The following is a 13804-nucleotide window of genomic DNA, read 5'->3' as shown; positions in this document are numbered from 1 at the left end:
GCGTCCGGCCGGTCCCGTTTCACGGGGCCGGCGACCCGTCGGCAAGTCCGGGCGGGGCGTCAAGGGCCGATCGGGGGGTCGGTACGCACAAGGGTGACGGGGACGCTGTGATCGAATGATGCGACCACGCGGGTGTATTCGCCGATGTCGTCGCCGTCGCGGTCTCCATAGCACGCGATCCGGCCCAGGGCTGTGTTGAAGACGTCCGGATCGTGATTCGAATCCGTATACTGGACGATGTTGAGCCATTCGTTCGGGCTCCCGACCTCCTTGATCCGGTAGCCCGGCGGGGCCGTAAAGAAGGCCAGGGGTTCTGACCAACCCTCGCCCGTCGTCCAGTCGTCCTCGGTCTCCTCGGCCTTCATATACAGGCGGAGCGAAAGGCTCGTCTCGGCTTGGATGATCTGCACGTGGATCCAGACCCGCGGGCCGCAGCCGTCGAATTCCCGGTCGCCGCGCGTATGAGGCGGGACGAGCGTCATGGACCTGGGAAACGTCGCCGTCTCGGTCTTCGAAGCGGGGCGCGCCGTCTCATCCGGCGTGAGGGCGATGTGCACCTCGTAATCGAAGCGGCAGACGACGCGCGTGTACGTTCCGGCCTCATCGCCGTCCCGGTCGCCGTAGACGGTGACCATGCCGAGCGGCGTGGCCAGGTCGACCGGCGAATGGCCCCCGACGACCTGATTGACGACATCCAGGTACTCCGTCCTCCCGGGAAATCCTTGCACCTTCCATCCGGCCGGGGCGAGGCAGACGAGCGCCGACGGCGACCAGCCTTCGGCCGTGGTCCAGTCGTCGACCTGCTCCTTGGCGGACATGAAGACCCGCATGGAGACCCCGTTCTCGTCCGAGTCGAGCTTCACGGAGATCCGGACGTGCGGGTCGCCGTCGAAGTCCCCGTCACCTCGGACGTGTGGGGGGATGAAGGTCATGGTCGGCAGCCGCGCCGAGATCGACTTCGCGGGGGAGATCAAGGACACGACGAGCTTTCCGGGCTCGACGCGGAGGTAAACATGGTCGCGGATTTGCGCGAACTTCGGCTCTTTGCGCAAAAGTTCCTGGACCTTTTCGTCCAAAAGCTGGGTCAACTGCGTGTTGAGCTGGCGATCCGCGGCGGCCTTGAGGGCGGCCTCCATCTTGCCTCGGATGTCGAAGACGCGGTCGAGGATCTCATCTCCAGGGCCCTTGTTCCATGTGAGCTGGATGTCATAGATTCGGACGGACACCTTGCCCTCGTTGACCTCCAGCGAGGCCTTGGCGTAGGCGGCGCCGTCGAAGTGATCGTCGAAGCGGGCCTTGATTTTCGCCCGCCAACCCGCGCGGATCAGGAGATGGCCGTCGGCCGCTTCAAGGCCAGGGCCGAGCGGACGTTCGTCCTCGGGGTTCCGATGCTTCGATTTGGCCCGGATTCCCTTGCCGAGCGCGACTTCGAACGAGGGATTGCAACGCTCGAATGGATTCTCCTCGCCGAACTCCCGCCACTCGACGGCCCCATAACTCGAGTAGATGATCTGGCCGTCCGGCGGCAATAACCGGCGGACCTCGTCGAACGGAACGTCGAACCGGACCGTCGGCGGCAGCGTCTGCGCGCAAGCGGCGCCTCCCGCGGCGACGGTCATCAGCGTCATGACCGCCATTCTGCACAAAGGGCCATTCATGACATGCTCCTGTCGAACCTGGTCAAGCCTATATCGGGTAGACCCGAACAATCGTTAACAATCACAAGGGGTCGTCAAGCCTTTGCTGCGCGGCCGACTTGTCAGTTGCGCGAATCCGTTCGGGGCTCGCCCCGGTGCAGCCATGGGTGACGAGGCCGGAGGCGTCCTTCCTGAGGATTTTCGAGGCGCGGTTGGGGGGCGACGCCGCGGCTGGCAAGACCCCGAGGCGGTGGTCGAGGTCATCGCGCGACGAGATTCCATCGCGGTCGTCGACGGGCCGATCGGGTCCAGGCACGACGACCGCAGCTCAGGCTTCGACCCCCGAGAAGCCGTCTTCCGTGCGGCAGAAAGCCTTGAATCGGCTCGACGCGATTGAAGGGACGTCGAGCACGATGGGGGGGCGAGGCCGAGCCGATCGCCGCCCTCCCGCATGAGAGGCCGTATGGACGATCATGCTCGACACGGCCGCCCTTTCCGGGCGTCGATCAACCCCCCCCCGCATTTTTCTTGTAGAGGTCCTTGAGCGCGTCCGCGTCGCCGCTGCTCGGATGAGTAGTGACGCCGCCGTAGAACTTCCCGGATGCGATACCCCATTCCTCGTCGCCTTTGGCACCGACCCGGAGCATGGTCGGCCTGCCGGTCTTCGTGAAGGCTCGTGGCGGGTACAGCATGATCGATTCCCAGTCGAACTTCCCGACGGCCTTCGCCTTCTCCTCGTTCCGCATCGAGCGGCGGAACTGATCCGCCCGCCCCGCTTCCATCGCATCCTCGTCGATCTCGAGGAAGGTCGCCCGGTCGTGCCTGTTCTGCTCGTGGAACAGCCCGAGCACGTGGCCCAGCTCGTGGAGAATCTGGGGCGATTGGCAATTGTCCGACAGCGTGACGTGCTGCTCTCCGCCTTGCCTGCCGACCCATCCGGAGTTGCATCCGACCCCCCGGCGGAAATGGACGTAATCGGGCTCGCCCTGTCGGGGGACGAAGCTGACGGCCCCCCCCGTCCTCCCGCCCCATTCCTTCATCGCATCGAAGATGAGCGGCTGCCGGGCGAGGTCGCGGTCCATGACGTAGGGGATCTTGCCTCCCGGCCAGATGAACTCCCGATTCACGCCCGCGAAGACGACGAACGCATGAGCCTTCACCGGCCCGGGGATCGGCTGGTTCGGATTCACCGGATTCGCCTGGCGTAGCGGCGCCAGCAATTCGACGACCTTCGAGATCCGCTCCCGAGCTTCCTCGAGATCCTTGGCGGGCAGTTGCAAGGGGTTGAACTCGGCCAGTGCTCGAATCTTCTCCTCTTGATTGGCGTCGAGACCCAGGGCGGCGATCACAGGCACGCCCTGGTTGTTCATGTCGTGGACGACCCTGTCAGCCGTCAGGACCCCGAACTTCCAGGACCGGGCGAGTACCTCCAACTCGGTGCCCAGATCGAGGTCGCCGTCGACGACGACACGGCCGTCGATCTTCGAGTACGACAGCTCGGAGTTCCGACACCGGGGGTCGTAGTAGGGCATCGACAGGGTCGGCCCCGTCCGGAACATGTCATCGTGATCGACGTGCTGGCCGCGAGAGGCCGGGGAGAACGCCGATGGGACCACGATCAGGGCGAAGAACAGGCCACGCAGGCCTATGCGTCGACGGACCATCGAGGAAGCTCCATTGGGAGGTTGCTGGGGGGCGCATCAATGTCAACGGCCCTGGAGGATGTCGATCAGGGCGTCTAGTTCGGCGTCGACGAAGAGGCCGCGATCGACCTTGAAGGGAATCTTGCCGCCGACCTGGAAGGGGATCGGGACGCCGAACAGCAGCGCCGTGCCCCTCACCGAATCGACCTCGCCGGCCGCGAATTGGGGTCGGTCGGGTCGCGAGAGTACGGTCATGCTGATACGTCCGCTCAGCTTGGAGCAGGAGAGCCCGCCCGACCCCAACGAATCGAGCGAGAGCTTCCCCGCCGTGCGGGAGCGGAACTCCGCAGCGTCGAGATCCCCCTCCGCTTCAAGGCTCTCAAGCTCGAGGCGGGCGTCGCGGAGCCGGACGCCGTCGCCGAGGTCGACGTTCGCCCCGGCAGGCGTCCTCAGCACCAGGGGGCCGCCGATCAGGGCGGCGGAGGCATGCGAGCCCGCCGCCCCTCGGCTCGCCCGGACGAGGAACGACGCCCCGTTCGGGTCCTCGTCGAATACCAGGTCGGGGCGCCCGAGAGCCGCCCTGAGCGTCTCGCGGGCGTAGTGGGGGCCGAGGGCGATGCGCATCCGACTCTCCGACCGGCCGATCGAATGGGACAGCGCCTTGAGGATCCGGTCCGCCACGTCGTTCCCGTTGCTGCGGAAGAAGAACAGCTCCTCGCCGGGCTCCAGGCCCTCGAAGGACTGTTCCGGGGTCTCTTTCAGGTCCACGGTCAGGCGGAGTTCCTTCACGACCTCCTCGGCGAGCGCGGCGATGACGGGATTTGCCGACGCCATGCCTGGGAAGTGGGCCGCGACCGCCCCCGGCACGCCCCAGGCTTCCAGCAGGATCACACGGCTGGGGGCGTCGTCGAATTCGGGGGCGGCGAGGAGGTCCGCCGGCATCCCCGCGGCCGCCGGCTGCACGGGGGCAGGGGCCCCATCCGCCGCCACGGGGTCGAGGCGGAGGGTGAGGATGAGCCAGGACTGCTTACGCAATTTGTCATACTGGAACACCATCTTCCGCGCCTCGGCCTGCCAACCCTGTTTCGCCGCGAGGCCCAACCGCTCCAGAAACGGGGCGATCTTGTCGTATTCGATCCAGTGGGGATGGTTCTCGCCGAGGAGCCTCGCGTTGACGTACAGAGCCAGGAGATGTCGGATGATCGGCGCGATGTCGGCTTCCAGGCCGTCGCGGACGTCGACCCTCAACTCGTCGGCCCCCGAGGGGTCGTGCTTGGCGCCCGTGACCCGCGGCGAGATGAAGAGCCCGCGTCGGGCCTCGCCGCCGCGGCCCGGGGGCATCGCGGCCGGCTCGGGCATTTCGTACGGGAACTGGAAGCGACCGCTCACGCTCAAGCGGGTCGAGGCCTTGGCCATGGGCACGACGGGCCGGGGATCGAGCGTCAGGCCGCCGTAGCGGATCGCGTCCACGAGGATGGCGTCGCCGTTGAGCGTCAGGCCCAATCGCTGCAAGGAGAGGCGGCGAAGCTCCCAGGCCCGCGTCGCATCGAGCTTGAAGACGCCGTCGTAGGAGACGTCTGGGCTTCGGGGGTCTTTGGGGGGGGCGGCCGCTCGGTCGGCCGGAAGGATCTCCCCCGCGTTTGGCGCCTCGATGGGGTTCGTCTTTTGCACCTCGATGCTGAAGGGGGACTGGTTGAGCACCGCCTCGGCGTAATCGAGCCGCAAGGCCAGCCGCGCGTTGGCCGGCTTCCGCCCGGCTTTCACCCCGGGCACGACCCCCGGGTCGTTGAGGATGGTCAAAAACAGGGGGTACGCATGGGTGATCGCCGGCAGCGAGCGGACGACGTGCAGGAAAGGCGCCTCGCCCTTGTAACGGAAGGTCAGGTCGACGCGACTCGGCGACACGAGCTGCCCGATCTCATAATCGTCGGGCCGACCGCAGGACTTCACGAGCGTGACCATGGTCTCGCCGGGCAGGCGACTCATGGGGAACGTCACCGGGGGGTCGAAGAGGCCGGGGACGTCCTGGGGCTTGCCGTTGATCCAGATGCCGAGCTTGTGCTTCTTCGGGTTCGGCAAGGTCTCCGAGATCGAGATCAGCATTTCCAGGTCGGGCGGCTCTTGCCGCAAGGGAGGTGCGACCACGATTTCGAGGAAACGGTCGAGGGCCCCCAATGGGTCGTCTCCCAGGAGGATGCTGACGCCTTCGGCCGTACCCCAGTCCATCAGGTTCTCGATCATCCCGCCGGTATCGTCGCCGCCCTCGAAAAGGCTGGGGTCTCGGAAAGGCCGGTCGGCGAAGCCGATCCAGCCCGTGCGATCCATCGCCGCCCTGAGCCAGAGCTGTTCGACGACTTGAGAGGGTATCGACAAGTTGAACTGGTCGATCCTGCGGCCGTAGATCAGGCCGGCAAACCTCCCCTCCAGGTCGACCGCCAACCCTCCGCTCATGCCTTCCAGGGTGGCCTGGTCGCCCAGGAGCCGGAACCTCGCGTCCGCCGCGTTAAGTTGGGCAGGCGTCGCATCGCCTCCCTTGCGCACCAGCCCGAGGCCGCCCGCGGTGAGGATGCCGAGGAGGTCGATGCGGCGGGATTCGATCGGCACGGATCGGAACCGGGGGTAGCCGAAGGCTCGGCCCGCCTCGATGGGGCGTGGCTCGCCGTCCGGGCGCGGGACGCTCACCAGGTTTTCCAGGTCCACCGCCGCGAGCCCGGCCCCGTCGGCGTTCGGGGAGACTTCGAGGAATGCCAGCTCGCGCCCCCTGTCGACGTAGCAGAGGGCGGCCGATCCGGGCTCGATCACGGCGATCGGGCGGCCGTCGTGGCGGTTGACGACGATCCGGTCGGCCCGGCAGGGCACATGGTACGCGGTCGCCAGGACGAGCCGCCGCTCGCCGTCGACGAGGCGATCGGCCACGACGACGGCGCTGCCCGACGAGTATTCCCGCTCCCGGCCCGGCGGCGGCGGCCTGCCCGGCTCTCGCTCGCGCTCGACAACGAGCTGCACGACGGAGCGAGACGCCAGGCCCAGGAGCTGCTCCTCCGTATACGGAGCGGAGATGGCCTCGCGGGCGGACCAGGCGCACAATACGCACGCGACGACCTGAGCGGATCGCTTCATCATCCACGTCTCTCGTTGTTCGCGACCCGGTCCGCACGAGGCGGGGACCAGCCTCCGACGCGGTGGAGCTGGCGAGCCACGACGGCAGGTCGATTCGGATCGTGATTGTAGCAATCGGATTCGGAGAACCGCGACAAGAAAATTGCAAAGCTCACGATTGCATTTGAGTTGAATATCTTAGATCGTTGATGGCCGTTGTCGCCTACTGACCCTCCGACCGCCGTCGATGTGCATTCGGGATGCCGCCGAAGCCTTCGACGAGGGTCGTCCAATCGTCCGCGGAGCGTCGAGATTCACCCCGACCGCTCGCCGCCTCGGAGGTGCTATGGACGCGGTCATCCTGAGTCTCCTGATGGGCCTGGCCGCTCCCGGCCCGCAGTTGCAGGAGTCGGGGCGGGCCTCGGGCTCGTTCACGATCGAGATCGCGGAGAGCTTGGTCCGCGGTGGTCTGCCGGCCGACGGCGTGCTCATCGCGCGGGGCGATCCGGGCGGCGATTGCATGTGGATCTCGTTCGGTCGGCGGGTGCGCGCCCAAGGGGAGCACGTCTACGTCTCCGACGATGAGCGAGTCGGAGAGCGCGGCGTCTCGTTCCGCGACGGATACATCGAGATGAATCTCGGAATCCATGTCGAAGGCGCGACGTTCCTGAAAGGGGCCGGGCGCATCGCCATCGACTCCTCGGTGACCGCGAAAATCTGGATCGACGACCGTCTCCGCATCGTCGTCCACCCTCTCTGGAACGTTCTGGAGGGGGACAACCTCGGCGGAAAGGCGGCCGTGAAGTTGATGCGCGGCGATCTCTTGAAGGCTTTGGAGGGGAGAATCGAGGCGATTGCGGAGGAGGTCTCGGCGGGTCTCCGAAAGTCCTTCCCGCCAGGTTCCAGGGCCCATGTCACGGTCCGGCCCGGGATGCTGACGGCGGTCCTGGGCCCGCGACCGGCCGGGACGCCCCTCGCGCCCGGGCGCTGGGCCTTCTTGTGTCGCGAAGCCGACGCCTGCGGCCACGAACGGCTCGTGGTCCACGGCGCCGACGGGGACGTCGAGGTCCGCAGGGGCGAAACCAGAGATTTACGTGTCCGCCTCGACGCCGACGGTCGATTCTTCTGGCATTGCGGCCCTCACGAGGAGAAGACCCGGCCGAGCGACCGCGGGGCCACGGTCGTCGTCGTGCATCGAGCGGCGTCGGGAGACGACATCGAATGGTATTGCTACAGGGAGCTGTCGCCCGACCCGTAGCCTCGCTTCGATCATATTTTCTGATAATCAATCGATACTCTTGACGTCGACGACGGGTCGGGGTCGTCTCCGGGCCCACCGGGCCCGGATGCGGCCGCAGGAGCCTCAGCCCTGGGGCTCTTGCGGGCTTACCGGCCTTCTCAGGCTACCGCCCAGATACCTGCGAAAATATCCTTTACGGACGGCGACCTCGGGTCTTGCCTTTTGAAGCCTTCGGGGGAGTTTTCGGGTCCGGATGAAGTGATGGAAGGCGGTACGGGAGACGCCCACGATCTTGGCGATCGACCCCTTGGACACCGTCTTCTCAAGCAGCATCCGGATCTCCTCCTCCTTGCCGCCGAGCTTCGACTTTCCTAGGGCGCCCTCGGGACGACCGAGCAATCGCCCCTTGGCCCGAGCGGCCGCCAGCCCTTCCTTGGTCCGCTGCGAGATCCGGTCCCTCTCGACCTCGGCGAAGAGCCCGAACAGGGCGATCATCACCTTGGTCTGCATGTCCTGCTTCCCCTCGAAGCGGATCGCTTCCTTGATCGCGACGAAGCGGACCTTCCGCTTCACCAGCTCGTCGACGATCCGGATCACCTGCCCCAGGCTTCGGCCCGAGCGGGACAGCTCACTGACGATCAGGCGGTCCCCGCGCCCAGAGTACTGAGCAGGTCGTCGACGCCCCGCTCGGCCGGGGTCTTCCGCGAGGAGACCTGTGCCTCGACGAATCGGTCGACGGAGAATCGCTGCGGCTTCGCGTAATCGAGCACGGCCATCTTCTGGTTCGCCAGGTCCTGGGAACCGGTGGAAACGCGCAGGTAGGCGACCGTTTTCATGGCACTGCCTACGAAAACCGGAAAAGGATTTTTTTCTGACCACTTGTAACCGTTCACGCCCCGGCGGGGACGAGCGAGGGCGGCTTGCCGCCTGAGCGGCGGGCTTCGACCGCTTCGACGAGGAAGTCGAGCAGGTCGCGGGATTGGCGGCAGCAGGATTCGATCGCGGTCAGGATGCGTTCCACGAATCGAGAGCCGGCCGGCGAGTCGGTCCCGAAGCTGGTCTTGCGCCGGCAGACGGCCTGACGCAACGCCCGCTCGGCGGCGTTGTTCGTCGGCTCGACGCCCTCGGCCTTCGCGAACGTCCACAGCGACGCCTCGACCTTGAGGATCTCGCGACACGTCGCCGCCGTCTTCTTCGCGCCGCATCCCACGCCGCGCCTCAGGAGAGCCCGCACCTCGCGACGCAGCCACGGCAGCGTCCGACTCGCGAACGTCCCTCTCGAGACGGCCCCGGCGCGGACCTTCGACCAGGCGTCGAACAGGACGCCGGAATGCAACAGCAGTTCTTCGCCGGTCGCCTTCCCGGCGTCGGCTCGGTCGAGCATCGCCTGGAAATCCCGGCGGAGGCGCGCCCAGCAGGCCTGGCGTCGCTCGGCCGGAAGGTGCGCGTACGCCGAGTAGCGGTCCGACGTCACGACCGCCGGCGGCGACCGGCCCATCAGGGCCTCGAAGGCGTCGCGGCCGCGGCCCGCCGCGACCCGGAAGACGCCCAGCCCGTTCGCGAGGGCCGCCCAGAGCCAGCCCCGGCGACGCCCTTGCGGCCAGCTCGTCTTGTCGACGTTGGCGGGGAGTCCGCGGATGTGTCCGAGGGCTTCGGCGTGGGCCGGCGCTAGGGCGTCGGCGGTGCGTCGCTCCAGGTCGCAGATCGCCGCCGGGCCGATCGGCAGGCCGAAGAGGCCTCTCATGACGCGGGCGACGAGACGCTTGCCCATCCGACCCTCGCCCGCCAGGACGGCGCAGGCCGCCTGGGCCCGCGGCCCGTAGCCGACCTCGGCCCCGACCGGGGCGACGCCGCGGGGCGACTCCCCGCACCGCGGGCAGGTCGAGCGATGCAGCCGATATTCCACGACGTGCGGCCGGACGACGGGGAGCTCGAAGACCTGGCGGACCAGGGGGTCGCGGTCGTCGCCCGCGAGGCCCTCGCCGCGGCGACGGCAGCGATCGGGCCCGACGTCGACGACCTCGTCGGGCTCGAGCCGGATGCGGTCGTTCCGCCGATGTCCCGGCTGACCGCCTCGCCGTCGTCCCGACGGCTCCCGCGGCGGGGCCGACTTGAGGTGCGGCGGGTCGCTCGACGGCGGCCGCGACGAGTTCGACGAATTTTGGTCCAGCCTCGCCTCCAGCTCGGCGATGCGGGCGTCCTGCGCCGCGATCCGGGCCTCGAACGCGGCGACGATCGCCAGCAGGCCCGGCCGCAGCTCGGCCGGGAGGGCGTCCCAATACTCGGCGGGTATGCAGGCGGGCCGCGTCATGACTCGAAGATGCTCAGGCCGACCGTCGCCGGTCAAGCACCGGCCCGTGACCGGTTACGGCTACCTGTCCGAGCCGCCGTTGCGGTCGCGGATCCGGAAGGGCTTGCTGAAGGTCGAGCAGTTGCACGCGCTGGCCCGGGACGTCAATTACGGGCGACGGGGACGGATCAACGCCCGCGAGTTGCACGATCAGATGAACTCTTGTAGCTGCTTGACGCTGATCATCGCCTGCGTGATCTGCTGGCGGGCGAAGGAGATTTCAAGGGTTGTGAGGCGGTGTCAACCGAAGGAGGACCAAGAGAAGATCGACGTCACTCTGCTGGAGCACGTCAGCCCGATCGAGTGGGACAACGTGATTCCGTACGGGCAGTACATCTTGAACCGTGCTCAGGTTCGCTGACTTATCGTTGCACGATCCCTATTTGATTCGATGGCAAAGCGTGCATCCGCCTATTCGAATTTCCAGGTGCCCAGGGTTCTCTTAGTGAGTGACTCTCCCACAAGGGTGGCGAGCGTCGTAGAAGGGCGATGAGAACGCACCACTACCCCAGCGACGTCACCGACGAGCAGTGGGCCCTGACCGAGCCGCTCATCCCCGTCTATCCCGGCGGGCGCCCCCGCAAGACCGACGTCCGGGACGTCCTCGACGCCGTCTCGTACATCCTCCGCACGGGCTGCCGGCGGCGGTACATCCCGGAAGGCTTCCCGCCCCGGAGCACGACCGGGAGGTACTTCGACGAGTGGCGGTCGAACGGGACGCTCGACCGCCTCCACGACGCCCTCCGGCGGGAGGTGCGGACGAAGGAGAAGCCCTATCGGCCCAGGTCCTCCGCCAGAGTCGACAGCCAATCGGTCGACACGACCTCCGGCGGCGAGGAACGCGGACGTGACGACGCCAAGAACGTCGACGGGCGGAAACGTCACATCGTGGTGGATTCCATGGGGTTGCTGCTCGCCGTGCTCGTGACGGCCGCCTCGGTCGACGACGGCCGGGCGGCCTCGGCCCTGTTCGCCCGGTTGAACGGCCAGCCGATGGGCAAGGTGACCCGGATGTACGCCGACTCGAAGTATCACGACATGTAGCTCTACGAGTGGGTGGAGGAGCATGCGGGCTGGGAATTGGAGGTCATCCGCCGCCCCGACGACGCCCGCGGCTGGGTCCTCCTGCCGATCCGCTGGACGGTCGAGCGGACGGTCGCCTGGCTGGGCCGCTGCCGGCGTCTGACGAAGGACCGCGAGAAGACCGTCCTGTCTATTGGAGGCGTTCATCAAGCTGGCGATGATCCAACTGATGCTCCACCGGATCCACCCTTCGGACGTCGTCGACCCGGAGTTCCGCTATCCACTTACCATAGAATCCTAATGCCACTTATGGGACAGTCACTGTGTACGAAGCCGATGGACTTACCCAAAAGTCGGCCTCCAACGCTTCTGCGGAGGGGTGAGCGGGTCGTAAAGATTCAACGCGAAAACTCGCGGGACTTCGTAGGCCTTGGCCGACGCCGGATGGTCGGCACCCAAGAACGCCGCGCACCTCGGCCGTTGCGGCCAGACCGTCCGCGACCTGCTCAAGGATTTCCACGGCCGGGAGACGGGAGCCTTCCAGCCGCGACGCCCCGGGCCGCCCCCGGACGCGGCTCGCCGCGACCGCGTGGCCGAGGAACTCCGGAGGCTGCTGGCCGAAGACCGCACCTGGACCAGCCATCAGCTCAGCGAGGCCCTCGTCGGGTGCGGCGTCCGGCTGGGGCCGCGTCAGCTCCGCCGCCACCTGAAGCGCATGAGGGCCCGCTACCGCCGGACCGCCTCGACGCTCAAGCAGGGTTGGAGCGGGCGCACGCCCTCCGGGTCGCGCGAGCCGAGGATGTGCCGGCCGAGATGCAGGCCGTCCTCGCCGAGAAGCAAGGTCGGCGACCGATCAGGCCGCCGCCATGGCGCGAGCCGACGCTGTCGCGGCGTTCCGCCGATTCGAGCCGCGGGCCCCGATGATGACGGCCATGTTCATGTCATCGAAGTCGTCGTCGCCAGAAGAGTCTAATATTCTGGCGATTACATGTTAACTCGTTTCCGAATTCCGCCGGACGCGGCGGGGTCGCATTCGACGCGCCGTCCGGAGCCGACCGCCCCCCCGCCCTTCCCTGCCGTCGCCGGCCCTCAGCGGGCCCGCCTGCGGGCGGCGGGCTTGACGGTCCGGCCCCGGCCCAGCGAGGCGACGAAGGGGGCGACCGCGTTGCCGGCCAGGTCGGTCGCGCCCGCCCCGCCGGCGGCGGCCGCGTCGATCCGGAGCCGGCCGAACGCCGAGCGTGTTCGGCGCCCCCCCGGCAGGGCCAGCGAGACCACGGCCGCGTCCGTCGGCGAGGCCCCCACCGACTCCAACGTCGCGGACGTCGGGCGTATGACGGACGACCTCTTGCCCAGCAGGGCGTAATCGCCGGCGTCGTGCAGGGTGGACGCGTCCATCCCGCTCGATTCGTCCCGGAACAGGACCGTCACGCGGCCCGACCGGTCCGTCGCCACGCCGACGACCTGCGGCGCGACCGTGTCCACCACGACTCGCCCCTGGTTCGCGGCGAGCGAAACCGGCTCACCGGGATATCCCGCGGGCGGCGTCTGCACGGCCGTCACCGCATACGCACCGTCGGCCAGCGGGGTCGACTGGACCGACCACGCCCCCGAGCCGTCGGCCACCCCCGACCCGATCGGGATCGTCGCGTCGGCGATCGTCGGCCTGGCGTAGAGTTGCACCGTCGCGTACGGCGTCGCCGTCCCGGCGAACGTCGGCCGGTTGGTCAGCGTGTACCCGTTCGCCGCGTTCGGGCCGTTGCCCGGCGCGATCGCCAGCCCCGCCGTGAACGAGAAGCTCGCCCCGGTGTTCACCACCTGCGCCGTGGACGAGGCCGTCGCGAACGGGGAACCCGACTTGTAGATCGCCACCTTCACCGGGTACGACCTGGCCGAATCGTACGAGATCGTCCCCCGGACCTCGAATTGGTCGCTCGTCCCGGCTTCCAACCTGATCGCGCCCGGCCCCGTCCGCCCTCCTCCCCAGTCGATCAGGGCCGAGTACGTCCCGACCGCCGTCGGCGACGGGTCGGTGAAGGTCGCGATCACCACGTCGTCGGCCGGGGCCCCGGAGTTGATGGTCTGGCCCGCCGAGGCCACGAACGTTCGGCCGGAGGCCGTCACGCCGCTGGACGGCGCCGTGATGGTCGCAGTACCCATCGTCGACCCGCTCGGCGCGTCCCCCACCCCGACGATCGAGATGCTGGTCGTGAACGTGCCGGCGCTCTCGTAAGGGTGGCTCCCCGAGACGGTGAAGCTCGACGGCCCGCCCTTGATATCGCCTGGACTGCTCGAACCGTCGCCCCACTGGATCACGGCTGAGAAATCGGCGATGCTCGAGTTCGGCCTCGTCGTCGCGAAGGTGGCCACGGGGCCGCTGAAGGGCGTGGTCCCCAGGCCGCCGGAGATTGCGACCGGGGCTGCGATGATCGAGTAAGGTTCGACGATCGAGATCGAGCTGGTCGCGAACATGGTGAGATTGGCCGCGTCCGTCACGCCGATGCGGACGCTGTAGATCCCCGCCGTCGGGAACACGAAGGTCCCAGAAATATCCAACGTGTTCGGCGACGCGGTTCTCGCGGGCGTTACGACCACGGGGCTGGCAGCGGGCGTCCATTGGATGGTGGCCGTGTACGTCGATGGATCCACGGCGGGATCGACGCCGATGATCTGGGCGATCGGCCCGGAGAGCGCCCGTCCCGCCACGCCCGCGACCCCGGGCACGACGGCCACGCTCCAGGCCATCAACTCGCGGGTTTCCAGGGAGTCGAACCCCCGAACCCAAGCCGATTTCGCGCCGCGCCTGTCCATGATC

The 13804-nt window shown here is 67.8% G+C and carries 9 protein-coding genes and 1 pseudogene; 4 read left to right on the top strand and 6 right to left on the bottom strand.

Annotated elements, in window-relative coordinates:
• Positions 1 to 59: 59 nt before the first annotated feature.
• From PZE19_RS01365 to PZE19_RS01355, 3 genes are all read right to left on the bottom strand, one after another.
• The gene (locus tag PZE19_RS01365; RefSeq protein WP_277858788.1) at positions 60 to 1628 is read right to left on the bottom strand and encodes a hypothetical protein; all 1569 of its coding nucleotides are present in this window, start codon (positions 1626 to 1628) and stop codon (positions 60 to 62) included.
• Positions 1629 to 2143: 515 nt separating this feature from the next.
• Positions 2144 to 3301 carry a M12 family metallopeptidase gene (locus PZE19_RS01360; RefSeq protein WP_277858787.1) on the bottom strand — a complete coding sequence of 386 codons (1158 nt, stop codon included), beginning with the start codon at positions 3299 to 3301 and terminating at the stop codon, positions 2144 to 2146.
• Positions 3302 to 3343: 42 nt separating this feature from the next.
• Positions 3344 to 6403 (bottom strand): S1 family peptidase, encoded by a 3060-nt coding sequence (locus tag PZE19_RS01355; RefSeq protein WP_277858786.1) that lies wholly within the window; start codon positions 6401 to 6403, stop codon positions 3344 to 3346.
• Positions 6404 to 6725: 322 nt separating this feature from the next.
• Between PZE19_RS01355 and PZE19_RS01350 the strand changes: the two genes are divergently transcribed.
• Complete coding sequence (locus tag PZE19_RS01350) at positions 6726 to 7637, top strand: hypothetical protein (RefSeq protein ID WP_277858785.1); 912 nt, start codon at positions 6726 to 6728, stop codon at positions 7635 to 7637.
• Between the two features lie 105 nt (positions 7638 to 7742).
• On the opposite strand, the pseudogene PZE19_RS01345 reads toward PZE19_RS01350, so the two are convergent.
• Both PZE19_RS01345 and tnpC read right to left on the bottom strand, forming a co-directional pair.
• A pseudogene (locus PZE19_RS01345) lies at positions 7743 to 8395 on the bottom strand (recombinase family protein).
• Between the two features lie 113 nt (positions 8396 to 8508).
• Positions 8509 to 9930: an IS66 family transposase gene (gene tnpC, locus PZE19_RS01340; protein WP_277858784.1), complete on the bottom strand. Its 1422-nt coding sequence runs from the start codon at positions 9928 to 9930 to the stop codon at positions 8509 to 8511.
• Between tnpC and PZE19_RS01335 the strand changes: the two genes are divergently transcribed.
• From PZE19_RS01335 to PZE19_RS01325, 3 genes are all read left to right on the top strand, one after another.
• Positions 9929 to 10330: a Tn3 family transposase gene (locus PZE19_RS01335; protein WP_277858783.1), complete on the top strand. Its 402-nt coding sequence runs from the start codon at positions 9929 to 9931 to the stop codon at positions 10328 to 10330. The genes tnpC and PZE19_RS01335 overlap by 2 nt on opposite strands.
• Positions 10331 to 10458: 128 nt before the next feature.
• Positions 10459 to 11013, top strand: a complete 555-nt coding sequence (locus tag PZE19_RS01330; protein ID WP_277858782.1) for an IS5 family transposase — start codon at positions 10459 to 10461, stop codon at positions 11011 to 11013.
• Between the two features lie 409 nt (positions 11014 to 11422).
• Entirely contained in the window at positions 11423 to 11965 is a 543-nt protein-coding gene (locus PZE19_RS01325; protein ID WP_277858781.1) for a hypothetical protein, read from the top strand.
• A gap of 116 nt (positions 11966 to 12081) precedes the next feature.
• On the opposite strand, the gene PZE19_RS01320 is transcribed toward PZE19_RS01325, so the two are convergent.
• Entirely contained in the window at positions 12082 to 13800 is a 1719-nt protein-coding gene (locus PZE19_RS01320) for an Ig-like domain-containing protein (RefSeq protein ID WP_277858780.1), read from the bottom strand.
• Positions 13801 to 13804: the final 4 nt, after the last annotated feature.

Source organism: Paludisphaera mucosa (assembly GCF_029589435.1).
In the GTDB taxonomy this organism is placed as follows: domain Bacteria; phylum Planctomycetota; class Planctomycetia; order Isosphaerales; family Isosphaeraceae; genus Paludisphaera; species Paludisphaera mucosa.
The sequence above is the reverse complement of the archived record's forward strand: the minus strand, read 5'-3'. Positions and strand labels throughout refer to the sequence as shown.

Excerpts from the sequence above, each read along its gene's own strand:
- PZE19_RS01330 (WP_277858782.1), top strand. The coding sequence starts at position 10,459 with ATGAGAACGCACCACTACCCCAGCGACGTCACCGACGAGCAGTGGGCC.
- PZE19_RS01335 (WP_277858783.1), top strand. The coding sequence starts at position 9,929 with ATGACTCGAAGATGCTCAGGCCGACCGTCGCCGGTCAAGCACCGGCCC.
- PZE19_RS01360 (WP_277858787.1), bottom strand. The coding sequence starts at position 3,301 with ATGGTCCGTCGACGCATAGGCCTGCGTGGCCTGTTCTTCGCCCTGATC.
- PZE19_RS01350 (WP_277858785.1), top strand. The coding sequence starts at position 6,726 with ATGGACGCGGTCATCCTGAGTCTCCTGATGGGCCTGGCCGCTCCCGGC.
- tnpC (WP_277858784.1), bottom strand. The coding sequence starts at position 9,930 with ATGACGCGGCCCGCCTGCATACCCGCCGAGTATTGGGACGCCCTCCCG.
- PZE19_RS01355 (WP_277858786.1), bottom strand. The coding sequence starts at position 6,403 with ATGATGAAGCGATCCGCTCAGGTCGTCGCGTGCGTATTGTGCGCCTGG.
- PZE19_RS01320 (WP_277858780.1), bottom strand. The coding sequence starts at position 13,800 with ATGGACAGGCGCGGCGCGAAATCGGCTTGGGTTCGGGGGTTCGACTCC.
- PZE19_RS01365 (WP_277858788.1), bottom strand. The coding sequence starts at position 1,628 with ATGACGCTGATGACCGTCGCCGCGGGAGGCGCCGCTTGCGCGCAGACG.